Origin of the sequence: Schumannella soli (genome assembly GCF_006517435.1) — a bacterium.
GTDB classification, from domain to species: domain Bacteria; phylum Actinomycetota; class Actinomycetes; order Actinomycetales; family Microbacteriaceae; genus Schumannella; species Schumannella soli.
In genome coordinates this window covers 672-17,019 of record NZ_VHQG01000005.1, presented here as the reverse complement: position 1 = coordinate 17,019, position 16,348 = coordinate 672, and the positions used below count along the sequence as shown (strand labels likewise).

At 71.3% G+C, this 16,348-nt stretch carries 16 protein-coding genes; 3 read left to right on the top strand and 13 right to left on the bottom strand.

Going from position 1 to position 16,348, the window contains the following annotated elements:
- Positions 1 to 84: 84 nt before the first annotated feature.
- Entirely contained in the window at positions 85 to 1,197 is a 1,113-nt protein-coding gene (locus tag FJ657_RS15180; RefSeq protein ID WP_141164575.1) for a DNA glycosylase AlkZ-like family protein, read from the top strand.
- 79 nt (positions 1,198 to 1,276) lie between these two features.
- On the opposite strand, the gene FJ657_RS15175 is transcribed toward FJ657_RS15180, so the two are convergent.
- The 9 genes from FJ657_RS15175 to FJ657_RS15140 form a co-directional block, all read right to left on the bottom strand.
- Positions 1,277 to 2,299 carry a Gfo/Idh/MocA family protein gene (locus FJ657_RS15175; protein ID WP_141164574.1) on the bottom strand — a complete coding sequence of 341 codons (1,023 nt, stop codon included), beginning with the start codon at positions 2,297 to 2,299 and terminating at the stop codon, positions 1,277 to 1,279.
- Positions 2,300 to 2,404: 105 nt separating this feature from the next.
- A complete protein-coding gene (locus FJ657_RS17130) occupies positions 2,405 to 2,560 on the bottom strand; it encodes a hypothetical protein (RefSeq protein ID WP_181409004.1) in 156 nt (51 codons plus the stop codon).
- A gap of 27 nt (positions 2,561 to 2,587) precedes the next feature.
- A complete protein-coding gene (locus tag FJ657_RS15170; protein WP_141164573.1) occupies positions 2,588 to 3,517 on the bottom strand; it encodes a sugar phosphate isomerase/epimerase family protein in 930 nt (309 codons plus the stop codon).
- A 70-nt stretch (positions 3,518 to 3,587) separates the two neighbouring features.
- On the bottom strand, positions 3,588 to 4,334 hold the full coding sequence (locus FJ657_RS15165) for a TIM barrel protein (protein ID WP_141164861.1): 747 nt from the start codon (positions 4,332 to 4,334) through the stop codon (positions 3,588 to 3,590).
- A gap of 35 nt (positions 4,335 to 4,369) precedes the next feature.
- Positions 4,370 to 5,380, bottom strand: a complete 1,011-nt coding sequence (gene iolG, locus FJ657_RS15160; protein WP_141164572.1) for an inositol 2-dehydrogenase — start codon at positions 5,378 to 5,380, stop codon at positions 4,370 to 4,372.
- Positions 5,381 to 5,433: 53 nt separating this feature from the next.
- Positions 5,434 to 6,543, bottom strand: coding sequence for a transaldolase family protein (locus FJ657_RS15155; protein ID WP_369407412.1), 1,110 nt, complete (start codon positions 6,541 to 6,543; stop codon positions 5,434 to 5,436).
- A gap of 132 nt (positions 6,544 to 6,675) precedes the next feature.
- Positions 6,676 to 7,629 carry an ATP-binding cassette domain-containing protein gene (locus FJ657_RS15150; RefSeq protein ID WP_141164571.1) on the bottom strand — a complete coding sequence of 318 codons (954 nt, stop codon included), beginning with the start codon at positions 7,627 to 7,629 and terminating at the stop codon, positions 6,676 to 6,678.
- Positions 7,626 to 8,672 carry an ABC transporter permease gene (locus tag FJ657_RS15145; protein WP_141164570.1) on the bottom strand — a complete coding sequence of 349 codons (1,047 nt, stop codon included), beginning with the start codon at positions 8,670 to 8,672 and terminating at the stop codon, positions 7,626 to 7,628. Before FJ657_RS15145 ends, FJ657_RS15150 begins: the two co-directional genes overlap by 4 nt.
- 73 nt (positions 8,673 to 8,745) lie before the next feature.
- A complete protein-coding gene (locus FJ657_RS15140; protein ID WP_141164569.1) occupies positions 8,746 to 9,711 on the bottom strand; it encodes a sugar ABC transporter substrate-binding protein in 966 nt (321 codons plus the stop codon).
- A 293-nt stretch (positions 9,712 to 10,004) separates the two neighbouring features.
- On the opposite strand from FJ657_RS15140, the gene FJ657_RS15135 reads away from it, so the two are divergent.
- A complete protein-coding gene (locus FJ657_RS15135) occupies positions 10,005 to 11,189 on the top strand; it encodes a Gfo/Idh/MocA family protein (protein ID WP_141164568.1) in 1,185 nt (394 codons plus the stop codon).
- A 26-nt stretch (positions 11,190 to 11,215) separates the two neighbouring features.
- On the opposite strand, the gene FJ657_RS15130 is transcribed toward FJ657_RS15135, so the two are convergent.
- Complete coding sequence (locus FJ657_RS15130) at positions 11,216 to 11,629, bottom strand: acyl-CoA thioesterase (protein ID WP_141164567.1); 414 nt, start codon at positions 11,627 to 11,629, stop codon at positions 11,216 to 11,218.
- 143 nt (positions 11,630 to 11,772) lie between these two features.
- Here FJ657_RS15130 and FJ657_RS15125 point away from each other — a divergent pair, with 143 nt between their 5' ends.
- On the top strand, positions 11,773 to 12,531 hold the full coding sequence (locus tag FJ657_RS15125; protein ID WP_141164566.1) for a GntR family transcriptional regulator: 759 nt from the start codon (positions 11,773 to 11,775) through the stop codon (positions 12,529 to 12,531).
- A gap of 81 nt (positions 12,532 to 12,612) precedes the next feature.
- On the opposite strand, the gene FJ657_RS15120 is transcribed toward FJ657_RS15125, so the two are convergent.
- The 3 genes from FJ657_RS15120 to iolB form a co-directional block, all read right to left on the bottom strand.
- Entirely contained in the window at positions 12,613 to 13,242 is a 630-nt protein-coding gene (locus FJ657_RS15120) for a hypothetical protein (RefSeq protein WP_141164565.1), read from the bottom strand.
- A gap of 128 nt (positions 13,243 to 13,370) precedes the next feature.
- Positions 13,371 to 15,317 carry a 3D-(3,5/4)-trihydroxycyclohexane-1,2-dione acylhydrolase (decyclizing) gene (iolD, locus tag FJ657_RS15115; protein ID WP_141164564.1) on the bottom strand — a complete coding sequence of 649 codons (1,947 nt, stop codon included), beginning with the start codon at positions 15,315 to 15,317 and terminating at the stop codon, positions 13,371 to 13,373.
- Positions 15,317 to 16,327: a 5-deoxy-glucuronate isomerase gene (gene iolB, locus FJ657_RS15110; RefSeq protein WP_141164563.1), complete on the bottom strand. Its 1,011-nt coding sequence runs from the start codon at positions 16,325 to 16,327 to the stop codon at positions 15,317 to 15,319. Before iolB ends, iolD begins: the two co-directional genes overlap by 1 nt.
- Positions 16,328 to 16,348 lie beyond the last annotated feature (21 nt).

Sequence of the window (16,348 nt, the reverse complement as noted above, 5' to 3'; positions counted from 1 at the left end):
GCACGATGCCGCGCTCGACGGAAGGCAAGTGCTCGATGATACCCGGGCACCCTCGGATGGCCTGAGAACGCGTAGCGTCGCCGCATGGCGCTGCGACTGAGCAAGCAGGAAGCACGACGGCTGGCCGTGCGGGGCGCGCGCCTCGACGCGGACCTCGACTCGGCTCCCGCCGACGTGGTCGAGCTCGCGACGGCGGTCGCGGGGCTGCGGGTCGAGCTGACGGGCATCGTCGCTCCGGCGGCGGAGCATGTCGCCTACACCCGCCTCGGACCAGGCGCGGACGCCGACGAGCTCGCCCGCGCGCTGGCGAGCGGTCGGCTGTTCGAGCGCAACTGGGTGCTCCGGCCGATGCGCGATCTGGGGCTCTACCTCGCCGGGATGCGCAGCTGGCTCGAGCGGGCCGGCGCCCGAGACTGGGTGGAGGCGAACGACGGGTTCCGGCGCACCATCCTCGACCGCATCGGCGACGAGGGTCCGCTGACCTCCCGCGAGGTGCCCGACGAGTCGGTCGTGCCGTGGCCGTCGTCGGGGTGGACGAACGATCGCAACGTCACCAAGATGCTCGAGTGCCTGCACGGCGCGGGCGAGCTCGCCGTCGTCGGCCGCGTCGGACGGCTGCGGGTCTGGGATCTGGCGCAGAACGTGTTCCCTTCGGTCGCCGCGACGCCGCTCGACGAGGCCCGGCGCATCCGCAGCGCGCAGCTCATGCGCGCCTTCGGCGTGGCCCGCGACAGCATCGCGATCGTGCCGACCGAGCTGCACGGCTTCCACCGCGAGGTCGGCGAGCTGGCGACGATCGACGACGTGCCGGGGCGCTGGCGGGTCGATGTCGAGCTGCTCGACGAGCTGCGCAGCGCCGGCGCCGACGCCGAGCTCGCGGAGCGCACCGTGCTGCTCTCGCCCTTCGACCGGCTGCTGAGCGACCGCGAGCGCGTGGCCCGGCTGTTCGAGTTCGACTACACGCTCGAGATGTACAAGCCGAAGCGCACGCGGCGCTGGGGCGCGTTCGCGCTGCCGATCCTGCGCGGCGACCGGCTCATCGGCAAGGTGGATGCGCGCTCCGATCGCGACGCCGGACTGCTGCGGGTGCACGCGATCCACGAGGACGAGCCCTTCGCGGCCGACGTGCGACGTGACGTCGATGCCGAGATCGATCGCTTCGCGCGGTGGATGGGGCTCGCGGTCGCGCGCGACTGAGCTGCCGGCGACGGCGTCGACGACGCAGCCCGGCGCGGCAGGTTCAGGCTCAGCAGGGCCGGGCTCAGCAGGGCCAGGCTCAGGGTGCGACGGCTCCGGCGCCCCAGGAGGCGCGGATCGCATCCATGAGGCGCAGGGTCCGCTCGGTGGCGAGCTGGTCGGGTTCGGCCGCCGCCGCATCCCCGCCCCGCACGAGCTCGACGAAGCGCTCGATCTCGCCGGTCAGGGCGTGCTGCGGGCCGTCGATCGGCAGCTCGTGCACGACGTCGTCGGCGCCGGCGAGCTGCAGCGTGAGCACGCGCGGGCTGGCGATGTGGTCGATCTGCAGCGTGCCGAGCTCGCCGCGGATCTCGCTGGGCCGCGATGACGTCGTGATCTTGGAGTAGCTGAGGTCGGCGTCGAAGCCGTCGTAGCTCGCGATCGCGACGCCGGCGCCGTCGACGCCGGGGCTGTCGTCGCGCACGGCGACCTGCACCTTCGAGCCGCGCACCTCGCGCGGCAGGCCGAACAGGGCGATCAGCGGATGCGCCGCGTAGACGCCGAGGTCGTAGAGCACGCCGCCGGCGAGCTCGGGGTCGAACATGTTGATCCGCTCGCCGGCCAGCACCTTGCCGTAGCGGCTGGATACCGACTCGTAGCCGAAGGAGACGCGGCGCACGGCGCCGAGCTGCGGCAGCAGGTCACGCACAGCCTGCAGGCCGGGGTCGTAGGCGGTGCGGATGCCCTCGATCAGCACGACGCCGGCGGTGCGCGCCGCGGCGGTGAGCTCGCGCCACTCGGCGGCCGTGGTGACGGCCGGCTTCTCGACCAGCACGTGGATGCCGGCGCGGATCGCCGCCCGCACCTGGCCGGCGTGCACGCTGTTGGGGCTCGCGATGTAGACCGCGTCGATGTCGCCCGAGCGCAGCAGCGCATCCAGGTCGCCCGTCGCCTGCGGCGCCGCCTCGGCGGGCGCCAGCTCGGCGAGCCCGCCCGCGAACTCGTGCGCCCGCGCCACGTCGCGTGAGACGACGTGCGACACGCGGATGCCGTCGACGCCGGCCGCGTCGCGGGCGAGCGTGCGGGTGATCTGGCTTGTGCCGATCGTGGCGAGACGGATCATGCGGGCCTCCTCGGCGTGCGGGACGCGTCGGCTGTGCGCCGGCGCCGTGGCGACACTACTCCGCGGCCGGCCGGGCGCTCCCCCGGGACGTCGCGGAGGCGGGACTCAGGTCAGCAGCCCCACGACGTCGATGATCAGCACCACCACGGCCGCGACCGCGAGGATCCACGGCCACGCGATCGTGCGGATGAAGAAGAACGTCGAGATGGCGTCGAGAGCCTGACCGGCTCCGTAGCTCGAGCCGATGCCGACGGAGACCATCCACAGGCCCGGCCGACCTGCGCCGGATCAGACCCAGGCGCGCAGCGCCTGCCGGTTGACGACCTGGTCGCGGCTGCGCTGGGCCAGGAAGTCGGTGATCGACACGCCCGGGCCGTTCAGCACATCCTGCTCGACGACGATCCAGCCGTCGAAGCCGCGCTCGCGCACCGCATCCAGGATCGCCGCCAGGTCGATGTCGCCCTCGCCGAACGCGACGAACGATGTCGACGACCACACCTCGCGCATGCCGCCGCCCGCCGCGAGCACGCGCGCGAGCTCGGCGCGGTCGACGTCTTTGAGGTGCAGGTGGTTGATGCGGTCGCCCCAGCGCTCGACCGCCGCGACCGGGTTGCCGCCGCCGATGAGCAGGTGGCCGGAGTCGAGGGTCAGGTCGATGTCGACAGCGGCGAGGAAGCGGTCGATCTCGGCCGGGTCTTCGACGAAGGTGCCAGCGTGGTGGTGGAAGGTCGGCTCGAATCCCGCCGCCCGCACCCGGTCGGCGGCGATCTGCGCGTTGCCCGTCAGTCGCGCCCAGGCCTCGTCGGCGAGCGGGTCGACTTCGGCGCCGCGACCCGGCGCCTGCCGGCGCGGAGCGGAGCCGTCGTCGGCGAGCGTCGGCAGCGGCAGCCGCTCGGGTCCCGTCTCCGCCGCCTCGGCGAACACGCGCAGCGCGTCGTCGAGCTGGGGCAGCGACGCCGCGAAGGCCTCGTCGTCGCTGAACGGCAGCTGCACCCATCCGCCCGCGAGCTCGAGCCCACCGCGCTCGAGGCGCGAACGCAGTTCGGCGCCGCGTCCGAGGTAGCCGATCGGGCCGAGGTCGACACCGGTGTACCCGGTCTCGGCGAGCGTGTCGACGAGCTGGTCGGCGGTCACCGTGTCGGCGCCCTCCGGGGTCATCTCGAAGACGCCGAAGCTCACGGGGGCTCCGGCGACACGGGCGGTGAGGGCATCCGTCATCGGGTGGTCCTGACTTTCGAAAGAGGTGCTGAAGGGGTGGTGGATGCGGCGGGACGTCAGCCGGCGGGCGTCAGCCGGCGAACGCGGCCCGGAACGAGTCGAGCGCGACATCGCTGTCGCCGCTCGCCCATCCCTCGAGCCCGACGACGCCGTCGTAGCCGAGCCGGGTGAGCTCGGCGGCGATGGCCTCGTAGCGGATCTCGCCGGTACCGGGTTCCTGGCGGCCGGGCACATCCGCCACCTGGATCTCGCCGATCGACCCGAAGGCGCGGCGCACGAGCTCGATGAGGTTCCCCTCGCCGATCTGCGCGTGGTACAGGTCGAGGTTGAGTCGCAGCGCGGGGCTGTCGACGGCCTCGACCAGGGCGATCGTGTCGGCGGCGAGCGCGAACGGCACGCCCGGGTGGTCGACCGGCAGGTTGAGGTTCTCGAGCGTGAACACGCGCCCGGCCGTCTCGCCCAGCTCGGCGACCCGACTGAGGGTGTCGGCGGCGCGCAGCCAGTCCGCACCGCTCACGGCCTCCTTCGGGATGATCGCCTGGCCGTCGCCGTCGAGCCCGGTGCCGTGCAGGTTCAGGCGCGGCGCGTCGATGATCTCGGCCTGCTGCAGCGACTCGGCGGCCGTGGCCAGCAGGTCGGCGATGCCGTCGTCGGTGAGCAGGTCGCCGCGCAGATATCCGGTCATCGACGAGAACGTCGCCCCGGTCTTCGCGAGCGCGGGCAGGTCTTTCGTGCTCCAGTCCCAGATCTCGACCTCGAAGCCGCGATCGTGGATGCGCCGAACGCGCTCCTCGAACGGCAGCTCGAGGAACAGCATCTCGGCCGACGCGGCCAGACGGTAGCTCACGGCGCTCAGCCCAGGTCGACCGCGACGGCGACGCCCTCGGTCGCCGAGCGCTGGGCGGCATCCGCCAGCAGCAGGGCGGCACGGCCGTCGTCGAAGGTGGGGCTGGTGGAGGCCTCGCCACGCACGAGCTTGACGAACTCCTCGAGCTCGGCGGCGTAGGCGGCCGAGTAGCGCTCGAGGAAGAAGTTCTCGTACGGCGGCTTCGCCTCGACGATCTCGGCGCCCGAGAAGCTGACCAGGCTGCTGGGGGCGTTGGCGACCTGCAGGAAGCCGCGCGCGCCGAAAGCCTCGAGGCGCTGGTCGTAGCCGACGGCCGAGTGACGCGAGTTGCTGATCGACACGACGGCGCCGCTGGCGGCGCGCAGCGTGACGACGGCGGTGTCGAAGTCGCCGTGCTCGCGGGCCCCGTCATCGAAGAGGGTCGCGCCCACGGCGCTGACCTCGACGATGTCGGGCAGGAAGAAGCGGGCCATGTCGAAGTCGTGGATCGTCATGTCGCGGAAGATGCCGCCCGACACGGCGACGTAGGCGGCCGGCGGGGCCGAGGGGTCGCGGCTGATGATCGACAGCTGCTCGAGCTCGCCGATCTCGCCCGCGGCGACGCGGGCGCGCACCGAGGCGAAGGCGGGGTCGAAGCGGCGGTTGAAGCCGAGCGCGACCGGCACGCCCGCCGCTGCGACGGTGGGGCGCAGCGCCTCGACGCGGGCGATGTCGAGGTCGATCGGCTTCTCGCACAGGGCGGGGATTCCGGCGGCGACGGCCGCGGCGATGAGGTCGACGTGGGTGGGCGTCGGCGAGGCGATGAGCAGCGCATCCACCTCGCCCGAGGCGATGACCTCGCCGGCGTCGGTCGTCACGCGACCGCCGAAGCGAGCGGAGACGGCCTCGGCGCCGGCGACGATCGGGTCGGCGATCCAGGTGAGCTCGGCGTTCGCCGACGCGGCGATGCTGGCGGCGTGCACCTGGCCGATGCGGCCGGTTCCGATGAGTCCGAAGCGGACGGGGGCGGTGGTCATGGTGTTCCTTCTGCTGAGTGCGGGGTCAGGAGATGTCGGCGGGGCGCCGCGGATCAGCGCGGCTCGGGCACGAGCACGTCGCGCACCAGCGCGTCGAGCTTGGCATCGGCGTCGAGGAACTGGCGCAGTGTGCGCGCCGAGGCCCCGAAGCTGGCGAACTCGGCGGGTGCGAGGCCGTCGGGCTCGTAGGCGCGGCGGAAGTCGGGCACGCGTTCGATCAGCTCCTCGATGATCGCGGGGTCGACGGGCACGTCGATGCGCGACTCGGCGCTGAGCGGGTTCTCGTTGATGCGCACCTGCCAGTCGAAGGGCGGCGAGACGACGAGGTCGCCGCCGACGAGCTCCGACCACTGCAGGTGGTTGCGGAACGCGGCCGAGAGGATGCGCGAGCGGAAGCCGCGCTCGCGGAAGATGCGGTACGCGTTCTTCAGCGCGGCGACGCCAGCCCACTCGAGGTGGCCGGGGTCGATGAGGATGCGGTCGCGCTGCACCGTGTACTTGAGCCAGTCGTCGAGGCGGCCGCCCATGATCGTGACGACGTGGCCGAACTCCTTCTCCTCCAGGCCGTCCGCGGCGCGGCGGTCGAGGGCGCGCTCGAGCGCCTCGCCGACGGCGACGGCCTGCGGCACGGTGAACGAGACGGTGGCGTTGATGCTGACACCGCGGTAGGCGGCGTCTTCGATGGCCTGGATGCCGATCTCGGTCGCCGGGATCTTGACGATGATGTTCGGCGCGAGCTGCGAGAAGTGCACGGCCTGGTCGGCGAGGGCCTTCGCGTCGCGGTGGAGGCGCGGGTCGGTCTGCACCGAGAGCCGGCCGTTGCGGCCGCCGCTGGCCTCGAAGGCGGGCAACAGCAGCTCGGCCGCATCCTTCGACAGCCATTCGACGGCGAGCCAGCCGAGCTCGCTCTCGCCGGCGGCGGGGTTCTCGGCCGCGAGCTGCGTGAGGCGCGGACCCCAGACGTCGGGGTGCGCGCTGATCGCGGTGTAGGCGATGACCGGGTTGCAGGTGGCGCCGACGGCGCCGAAGCCGATCGAGCGGCGCAGTTCGTCGGGGTCGGCGGAGTCGTTCCACAGCGCCGTGGGGGTGGTCGCCGCGGCACGGGCGAGGGGCAGGAGTTCGGCCGCGGCGGCGGTCTCGCTGAGGGTCATGGTGATCTCCACAGGATCAATTTATGTGCGTATGTTCTAACAAATTGAGCTGAACGCGGGGATGCCGGAGACCGGCGGAGAGCCGAACGGACGCGCCGTCCGCCTCCCCGCCGATGCTCACCGGCTCAGGCCACCCGGCTCGGATCAGCGCGCGTCGGGCTCCGCCGACGCTGCCGCTGCCGCCGGCGACTCGGCCGGCGACTGGGCCGACGCCGTGTCGGTCGGCAGCGCATCCACCTCGGCCCGCAGCTCGCGCGCGACCTCCGCCGCGCTGCCGCCCGACCGGGCCAGCTCGTGCGCCAGCGTCTCCAGCTCGGCACCGCCGGCCATCATGCCCGTCAGCTCCTCGAGCGAGATCTCCGACTTCGGGAACGTGCCCAGGCTCTCACCGCGCTGCAGCAGCATGAACCGGTCGCCGATCGGGTAAGCGTGGTGCGGGTTGTGCGTGATGAACACCACACCCAGACCGCGGTCGCGCGCCCGGGCGATGTAGCGCAGAACCACACCCGACTGCTTCACGCCGAGCGCGGCAGTCGGCTCGTCGAGGATGAGCACGCGAGCGCCGAAGTACACGGCGCGGGCGATTGCCACACACTGACGCTCACCGCCCGACAGGGTGCCGATCGGCTGGTCGACGTCGCGCAGGCGGATGCCCATGTTGTCGAGCTCGGTGAAGGTCGTCGCCTTCATCTGCTTGACATCGAGCTTGCGGAACGGCCCTGCTCCCGTCGTCGGCTCCGAGCCGAGGAAGAAGTTGCGCCACACCGGCATCAGCGGTACGACCGCCAGATCCTGGTAGACGGTCGCGATGCCCGCATCCAGCGCCGCACGCGGCGACGAGAAATGCGTCGGGGTGCCGTCGATCAGCAGCTCGCCATCGCTCTGCTGGTGCGAGCCGGCGAGGATCTTGATGAACGTCGACTTGCCGGCGCCGTTGTCGCCGAGCACACAGGTGACCTCCCCCGCCTTGACGACCGTCGAGACGCCGCCGAGCGCGCGCACGGATCCGTAGCGCTTGCCGATGTCCCTCGCCTCGATCAGCGGAACGGCCGACGCCGTCGGCGTCTGCGGCGCAGCCGCGGGAGCTTCGGTGCTCATCGGGAACCTCCCCCGGCTCGGATGCGGACCCAGTGGTTGAGGAACACGGCCCCCAGCAGCATCGCGCCGAGGAAGGTGCGCAGCCAGTTCGTGTCCCACTGGGCGAAGGTGATGCCCTGGAAGGTCATGCCGTAGATCAACGCGCCCAGGGCCGCACCGATCGCCGAGCCGAACCCGCCGGTCAGCAGGCAGCCGCCGACGACGGCGCAGATGATGTAGATGAACTCCTGGCCGACACCCGTGTTCGCCTGCACCGTCGAGGTGCGGAACAGCGAGATCATGCCGACCAGCCAACCCGCGCCGGCCGTCGTCATGAACAGGCCGATCTTGGTCTTCAGCACCGGCACGCCGATCTGGCGCGCCGCGGTCTGAGCGCCGCCGACCGCGAAGATCCAGTTGCCGGCGCGCGTGCGCAGCAGCACCCAGGTCGCCACGACCGTGACCGCGACCCACCACAGCACCGAGACGTAGAAGTTGCCGCCGCCGATCTCGACCGACGAGCCGAAGACCGGCTGGATGCTGTCGTAGAGCGGAACCTGCGTCATCCCCTGGATCGAGACCTGCCCGGTGATGACCTTCGTCAGTGCCAGGTCGATGCCGGCGAGCACGAAGAAGGTGCCGAGGGTGACGATGAAGCTGGGCAGCCCCGTCTTCATCACCAGGTAGCCGTTGAGGGCTCCGACGCCGAGGGCGACGATCAGCGCGATGACGACGGCGACCCAGATGTTGAGGCCGTAGTGCGTGGTCAGCACGCCGACGATGAGGGCCGTGAAGCCGGTCATGACACCGGAGGAGAGGTCGAACTCGCCGCCGATCATGAGCAGCGCGACGGCGACCGCCATGATGCCGAAGGTCGACGCCGACTCGAGCCAGACGCCCGCGCCCGGCAGCGAGAAGAACTGTCCGGTGTAGACGGAGAAGAAGACGAGAACGGCGATCGCGGCGACGAGCGCGCCGATCTCCGGTCGGGTGAACAGTCGCTTGAGACGGCTGCGATCCAAGGATCTGCGATTCGCCACAGTGACGAGGTCGGTCGTGGTCACGAGAGGTGTTTCCTTTCCGGTGATCCGGCCGGCCGCCGGTGAGCGGCCGGCCGGATCAGATGGAGGGGACGCGTCAGCGCGTTCCCTGCTTGGCGAACTTCGCGACCTGCGCGGCGTTCTCCTTGGTGACGAAGGCCGGGCCGGAGTAGACCGGCTGTCCGCCGCCGATGTCGTTGCCGTTGATCGACTTCAGGTAGAGGGCGGTGACGCCGAGGAAGCCCTGCACGTAGGGCTGCTGGTCGACGGCGAAGACGATCTTGCCGCTCTCGATGTTCGAGACGACATCCTCCGAGAGGTCGAAGGTCGCGACCTTCGCCTTGCTGCCCGACTCGTCGACCGCGCCGACGGCGTCGATCGCGTACTGGCCGCCGAGGGTGAGCACGCCGTCGATGGTCGGGTCGGCCTGCAGCTTCGACTTGATGGTCGCCTTCACATCGGCGTCGTTCGTGCCGTCGACCTGGAGGTTCGCGAGGGTGCCGCCGAAGGTCGAGGCGGTCGCCTTGCAGCGCTCCTCGAGTCCGACGTTGCCGGCCTCCTGGATCACGCAGAGGGCGTTCTTCCAGCCCTCCTCCTTGAGCTTCTTGCCGACCTCCTCGCCGGCGACGGTCTCGCTCTGGCCGACGTGCGTGATGGCGCCGAACTCCTTCGAGCGCTCGATGCCGGAGTTGATGGTGACGACGGGGATGCCCGCGGCGACGGCCTTCTTGACGCTCGCCTCCACGCCATCCGGGTTCGCCATCGAGACGACGATGCCGTCGACCTTCTGCGCGACCGCGTTGTCGATCAGCTGCGACTGCTTGGCCGGGTCGGGGTCGGAGTTGTAGTTGATCTTCGCGCCGTAGTCCTTGCCGGCCTGCTCGGCGCCCGACTTCACGCGGTCCCAGAAGGCGTCGCCGGGACCCGAGTGGGTGACGACGGCGTAGGTGAGGTCGGTCTTCTTGTCGACCGTCCCGGCGTTCTCCTGCCCGGTGCCGGTGCACGCGGTGAGGAGGATGCCGGCAGCGGCGACGATGCCGATGCTGGCCAGGAGCTTCTTCATGGTGTGTGATTCCTTCTCTCGGGAATCCCGCCCAAGGGGAACGGCGGGGCTCGATGAGTCGCTGCCGGTGCTCCGGGGGCGACGTCGCTGTCGATACGGGGAGAGTGTGGATTGCGCGAGAGGGGCTTGTCAAGCATTTGTCCTCACATACTGTCAACCGCGTGTAGTCTGCTGACGCGGAGCCGCCGCGAGACCTCTCGGCCCGCCCCGCCACGCGCTCCCGAATGCGCTTCGCCTGTCGTGCATCTCGCACCCGGCATCCCGAATATCACCGTTGCTATCGGAGGAACAACGTGAACTCACGCACCCGCATCGGCATCGGCCTCGTCTCGGTCGGATGGATGGGCCGCCTGCATTCGCGCGCCTACACCGAGGTCGCCCGGCACTACCCCGAGCTCGGCATCGACGTCGACCTGGTCAGCGCCGCCGACCCGGTCGAGAGCGGGCGCGAGCACGCGACCACCGCGCTGGGCTACGCGGAGGCGGTCGCCGACTACCGCGAGGTTCTCGCCGATCCGCGCATCGATGCGGTGTCGATCTGCTCGCCGAACTTCCTGCACCGCGAGGTCGCGCTCGCCGCAGCCGCGGCCGGCAAGCACTTCTGGATCGAGAAGCCGATGGGCCGCACCGTGGATGAGGCCGCCGACATCGCCCGCGGCGCCGTCGAGGCCGGTGTGTTCACCTCGGTCGGGTTCAACTACCGGCAGGCGCCCGCTGTCGCCCACGCCCGCGAGCTCGTGCGCTCGGGCCGCCTCGGCCGCATCACGAACGTGCGCGTCGCCCTGCTCGCCGACTACTCCTCCGACCCCGACGGCGCCCGCACCTGGCGTTTCGAGCGCGCGCAGGCGGGCAGCGGCGTGCTCGGCGACCTGCTCGCCCACGGCGCTGATCTCGCGCAGTACGTCGTCGGCCGCATCGCCGAGGTCAGCGGCGTGACCGAGACCTTCATCGCCGAGCGGCCCGTGCCGGCGGCCGGCGCCGCGAGCCACTTCAGCCGCGGTGACGCCTCGGCCGAGCGCGCCCCCGTCGAGAACGAGGACTACGCCGCCGCGCTCGCGCGCTTCGACAACGGGGCGATCGGCGTGCTCGAGACCAGCCGCATCGCGGTCGGGCCGCACGCCGAGTACCGCCTCGAGGTCTACGGTACGGCCGGGTCGCTGCGCTGGGACTTCCAGCGCCTCAATGAGCTGCAGCTCGCCGAGGGCCCCGGTGGCTACCGCACCGTGTACGCCGCTCCGGGCATGGGCGAGTTCAGCCGATTCCAGCCCGGCGCCGGCACGAGCATGGGTTTCGACGACCTCAAGACGATCGAGGCGCAGCTGTTCCTGCGGTCGATCGCCGAGCAGCGTCAGCTGGCCCCGTCGGTCGCCGACGGCTGGTCGGCGGCGGCGATCCTGGATGCGGCCGAGGCGACCGCGGTGAGCCGCACCTGGCAGGCCGTGCCGGTGGTCGACGGGCCGACGACGTTCGACGCGTGAGCGCCGGGGCGCATCCCCCGCCGCCGCTAGGCCGTCTGCGGCGGGATGCGGTCGCGGTCGAAGGTGATCTCGGTGTAGCCGTGCGGCGTCGGCCGGCCGTCGTCGCCGAGGCCGACGAAGACGACACGGTCGACGGTGAGGATGCTGCGATGGGTGATCATGTTGCGCACCTCGGCGCGCATCGTCAGCGAGGTGCGGCCGAAGGCCGTCGCCCGCAGGCCCATCTCGATGATGTCGCCTTGGCGGGCGGAGGAGACGAACTCGATCTCGGACATGTACTTGGTGACCACCTGGTGGTTGCCGAGCTGCAGGATGGCGTAGATCGTCGCCTCCTCGTCGATCCAGCGCAGCAGGCTGCCGCCGAAGAGAGTGCCGTTGGCGTTGAGATCTTCGGGTCGCACCCACTTGCGGGTGCGGAAGGTGATGGCGTCGACGCTCATGGTCTCTCCGACTTCGGGTCTCATGTCAGGACATGCTGACAATAGCGGAGCCGTTGACCGCACCGCGACGCGTCACCGGGGACCGCGCGCGGCCAGGTGATAATGTCCCCACAAAGTCACGACGAAGGTGAGGTGGCCGCTGCATGGACGCAGACCCGACCCTCCCGGCATCCCTGTTCCTCGACATGGACCGCTCGGGCCCCGTGCCCCTCTACTACCAGGTGGCGAGCCGCATCGAGCGCGCGATCTCCGACGGCACCGTGTCGGCCGGATCCCGCATCGACAACGAGATCGCTCTCGCCAGCCGTCTGGGGCTGTCGCGTCCGACGATTCGGCGTGCCATCCAGGAGCTCGTCGACAAGGGGCTGCTGGTGCGACGCCGCGGCATCGGCACGCAGGTCGTGCACGGCGGGGTGACCCGCAAGGTCGAGCTGACGAGCCTGTTCGAGGATCTCGCCGCCTCGTCACGCACTCCGCGCACCCAGCTGCTGCTGCACGAGGTCGTGCCCGCAGACGCCGCGATCGCCGAGCGTCTCGCGATCGCCGAGGGCGCCGATGTGCTGCACGTGCGCCGCGTGCGGCTCGCCGATGACGTGCCGCTCGCGTTGCTCGAGAACTACCTGCCCGAGGACTTCGCCGACATCACCGCCGAGCAGCTCACCGAGCACGGCATGTACCAGCTGCTGCGCGGGCGCGGGGTGTCGATCCGCGTCGCCCGGCAGCGCATCGGCGCCCGCTCGGCGACCAACGAGGAGTCGAAGCTGCTCGAGCTCGAGAAGCACTCGGCTGTGCTCACGATGGACCGCACCGCCTACGACGACAACGCCCGCGTGATCGAGTTCGGCCACCACTCGTACCGTCCCGACCTCTACTCCTTCGAGGTGACGCTGGTCGACCGGTAGGTCGACGGATGAGCACCGTGACCGGTAGGTCGACGGACGGGCACCGTGACCGATAGCTCGACATCGACGGCGCTGTGGCCGCTAGGCCGGTTCCTCTTCGTCCTGCTCCTCGGCCGCGCGCAGAGCGGGGCCGAGGTCGAGCTCGAGGAACTCGGCGAGGCGCGCGTCGCGGCCGGCCGCGCCGGCACCGTCGTCGACGGCGCGCTGCTCAGCGTCCGTGAGAGCCAGCGCGCGGCGCTCGAAGGAGACCGCGATCTCCGACCAGGCCTCGGTGCGCGCCCGCTCGACCAGTGCATCCAGGTGCGCTTCGTCAGCGGCGAGTTCGCGCAGCCGCTCCGCGAGAGCGGGACGCACCCGCTCAGCAGCGACGTCGATGGGCTCGCCCACGCCCTTCACGTCGCCGACGTAGCGCGGCTTCGGCTTGCCGGCGGCGGCCGCGGCCGCGGCGCGCACCCGCTCGAGCGACTCGAGCTCGTGGGCGGCCGCAGCACGCAGCTCATCGGCCGCGTGGCGTCGCAGCGACGTGCGGTCGAGGTCGAGGCGGTCGCGCAGCGAACTGAGGATGACGGCGTTCTTCACCGACATGCGCACCGCGGTCTCGATGATGAGCACGCCCTCCTCGACGACGCGCTCGACCGGGGCGGGCACGGTCGGATCCGGCGCCACGTACCGCCCGACGTTCACGCGCCGACGACGACCGAAGAGAGCCACGGGAACATCCTCCCGCAGCGGCCAAGCGCGATGCACCCGGGTTCGGCCGCGGCGCCCGCGGCAGCGCCCGTGCCGGCGCCGGTGCCGGTGCCGGTGCCGCGGCGATCAGACCGCGGCGGCCCCGAGACTCAGCCGAGCAGCGGCCGCTGCGCCTTCACCTGCTCGACGTACTCGGCGCGCGCCTGCTGGGTGCTCTCGATCGTCGAGACCTCGGCGACCGGCACATCCCACCAGCCCTCGCCGTCGGGCGCGTAGATGAGCGGGTTCGAGTTGATGTGGATGAAGGTCGAGCGCTCGCTCGCCTTGGCGACGGCGAGGGCCTCGCCGAGCTTCTCGATCGCATCCGCGCCCGGCTCGATCTCGATCGTGTCGACGCCGTAGCTGCGCGCGTTCATCGCCAGGTCGACGGGCAGGATCTGCTCGCCCTGGAAGTTGCGCGTCGCCGGGTCGTACTCGCGGTACCAGGTGCCGAAGCGCTCGGACCCGACGGTCTCCGAGAGGTGGCCGATCGAGGCGTAGCCGTGGTTCTGGATGAGCACGACGATGATCTTGATGCCCTCGGCGACCGCGGTCACGAGCTCGGTGTGCAGCATCAGGTACGAGCCGTCGCCGACCATGACGATCACGTCGCGATCCTCGCCCGCGGCGAGGGCGCCGCGCTTGACGCCGAGCCCGCCCGCGATCTCGTAGCCCATGCACGAGAAGGCGTACTCGACGTGGTAGCCGAGCGGATCGCGCACGCGCCACAGCTTGTGCAGGTCGCCCGGCAGCGAGCCGGCGGCCTGCACGATGACGTCCTGCGGGTCGGAGGCCTTCTGCACGGCGCCGATGATCTCGGGCTGGCCGGGCAGGTCGAGTCCGCTCGGCTGGAAGGCCGCGTCGACGGCCGCATCCCACTGGGCGTTCTCGGTCTGGATGCGCTCGGCGAGCTCGGCGGGCACGGTGTAGTCGGCGAGCTCGGTCTGCAGGGCGCGGATCGCCTCGCGGGCGTCGGCGATGATGGGCAGCTGCGAGCCGTGCTTGTAGGCGTCGAAGCTCGCGACGTTGACGTTCACGAACACGACGTCGGGGTTCTGGAACACGGTGCGGCTCGCGGTGGTGAAGTCGCTGTAGCGCGTTCCGATGCCGATCACGACGTCGGCGGTCGCCGCGATGCGGTTCGCGACGGCGGTGCCGGTCGCGCCGATTCCGCCCAGGTACTGCGGGTGATCCCAGTTCAGCACGCCGCCGCCGGCCTGCGAGGTGCCGACGGGGATGCCGGTGGCCTCGACGAGCGCCTGCAGCGCCTGCTCGGCTCCGGAGTAGATGACGCCGCCGCCGGCGACGACGATCGGGTTCTTCGCGGCCTTGATCGCGGCCACGGCGCGGGCGAGCGGACCCGCCTCGGGCAGCGGGCGGCGGATGTGCCACTCGCGCGGCTGCAGGAACTCGACGGGCACGTCGAGCTCTTCGGCCTGCACGTCCTCCGGCAGGGCGATCGTGACGGCGCCCGTCTCGACCGGGTCGGTCAGCACGCGGATCGCCTGCAGCGCGATCGAGAACAGCTTCTCGGGGCGGTCGACGCGGTCGAAGAAGCGCGACAGCGGACGGAAGGCGTCGTTGACCGTGATGCTCGTGTCGTGCGGCGCCTCGATCTGCTGCAGCACCGGGTCGGCGACGCGGGTCGCGAAGGTGTCGCTGGGCAGCAGCAGGGCGGGCATCCGGTTCGTCGTGGCGAGGGCCGCGCCGGTGAGCAGGTTCGCGGCCCCCGGGCCGACGCTCGCGGCGCTCGCGTAGGTGCCGCGACGGCGGTGGATGCGGGCGTAGCCGACGCTCTGGTGCACCATGGCCTGCTCGTTGCGCGCCTGCAGGTAGGGCAGCAGGTCGGGCTGCTCGACGTTGAGCTGCTTGAGCGCCTGGCCGATTCCGGCGACGTTGCCGTGACCGAAGATGCCGAAGACGGCGGGGATGGTGCGCTCGCGGATCTCGGTGCCGTCGGCGTCGACGTCGACGGTCCACTGGTTGGCCAGGAACTCGAGGAGCGCCTGGCTGACGGTCATGCGGCGGGTCTCGCCGCGGGCGGGGGTCGTGCTCATCAGAGTCCGTTCTCCGTGGTGCTGGTGGTGGTCGTGCTGGCGTCGGCGGCGGAGCCGGCCGCGTCGGCCGCGCCGGGCTCGTCGCCGACGGGGGCGCTCGTGTAGGGCAGGCGGCTGTCGCGCTCCTGGCCATTCCAGGTGCCGCGGATCCAGCCGTGCGCCGGGTCGTCGGTGATGTTCCAGACGCGCTCCGGGTCGGGGCCGGCCATGACGTTGAAGTAGTAGAGGTCGTAGCCCGGGGCTGCGGCGGCGGGGCCGTGGTAGCCGTAGGGGACGAGGGCGACATCGCCGGTGCGCACGAGTCCGGCGATGTCGATCTCACCAGCGGGTGAGCTGTAGGTCGCGAACAGGCCGAAGGGATCGGACTGCTCGGGACGGGCGAGGCCGCGCGCGACGTCGGACTCGAAGTAGTAGATCTCCTCGAGCCGCGACTCCACGCCGGGGATCGCCTGGTCGTGCTTGTGCGCGGGGAACGACGACCAGTTCTCGCTGGGCGTGATCACCTCGCACACGATGAGCTTCTGTGCGCGCAGGCCTCCGGGAACCCCGAAGTTGTGCACCTGGCGGCTGGCGGCGCCGGCGCCGCGCTGCTCGACGGGCACGTCGGCGGCGCGGATGACCTGCACCGGGATCTGCTCGGTCGCGGGCGCCTCGGCGACGGCCACGCGACCGGTGCCGCTGATCGTCGCGGTCACGCCGACGCCGAGGTAGACGACGTCGCCGGGGCCGTGGAAGACGCCGATGCGGTGGGCGAGCTCGATGGTGCTCTGCGCACCGGTCGGGCCCTCGGCATCCTCACCGCCGTCGTGCGTGACGGTGAGGGCGCCCTCGAGCGGAACCACCATCCGCTCGAGGGCGCCAGCGGGCAGCTCCAGCGCTGTGGAGCCGTCGAGCACGCCGATCCGCAGGCCGGTGTGCTGCCAGCCGGGGAGGGTGTCGTCGACGACCGACTCCCAGCCGTCGCGGGCGAGGTCGCCGCGTCGGTGGAGCCAGCGGGTGCTGCCGGTCATGTGGTGCTCCTGTGGTCTCTT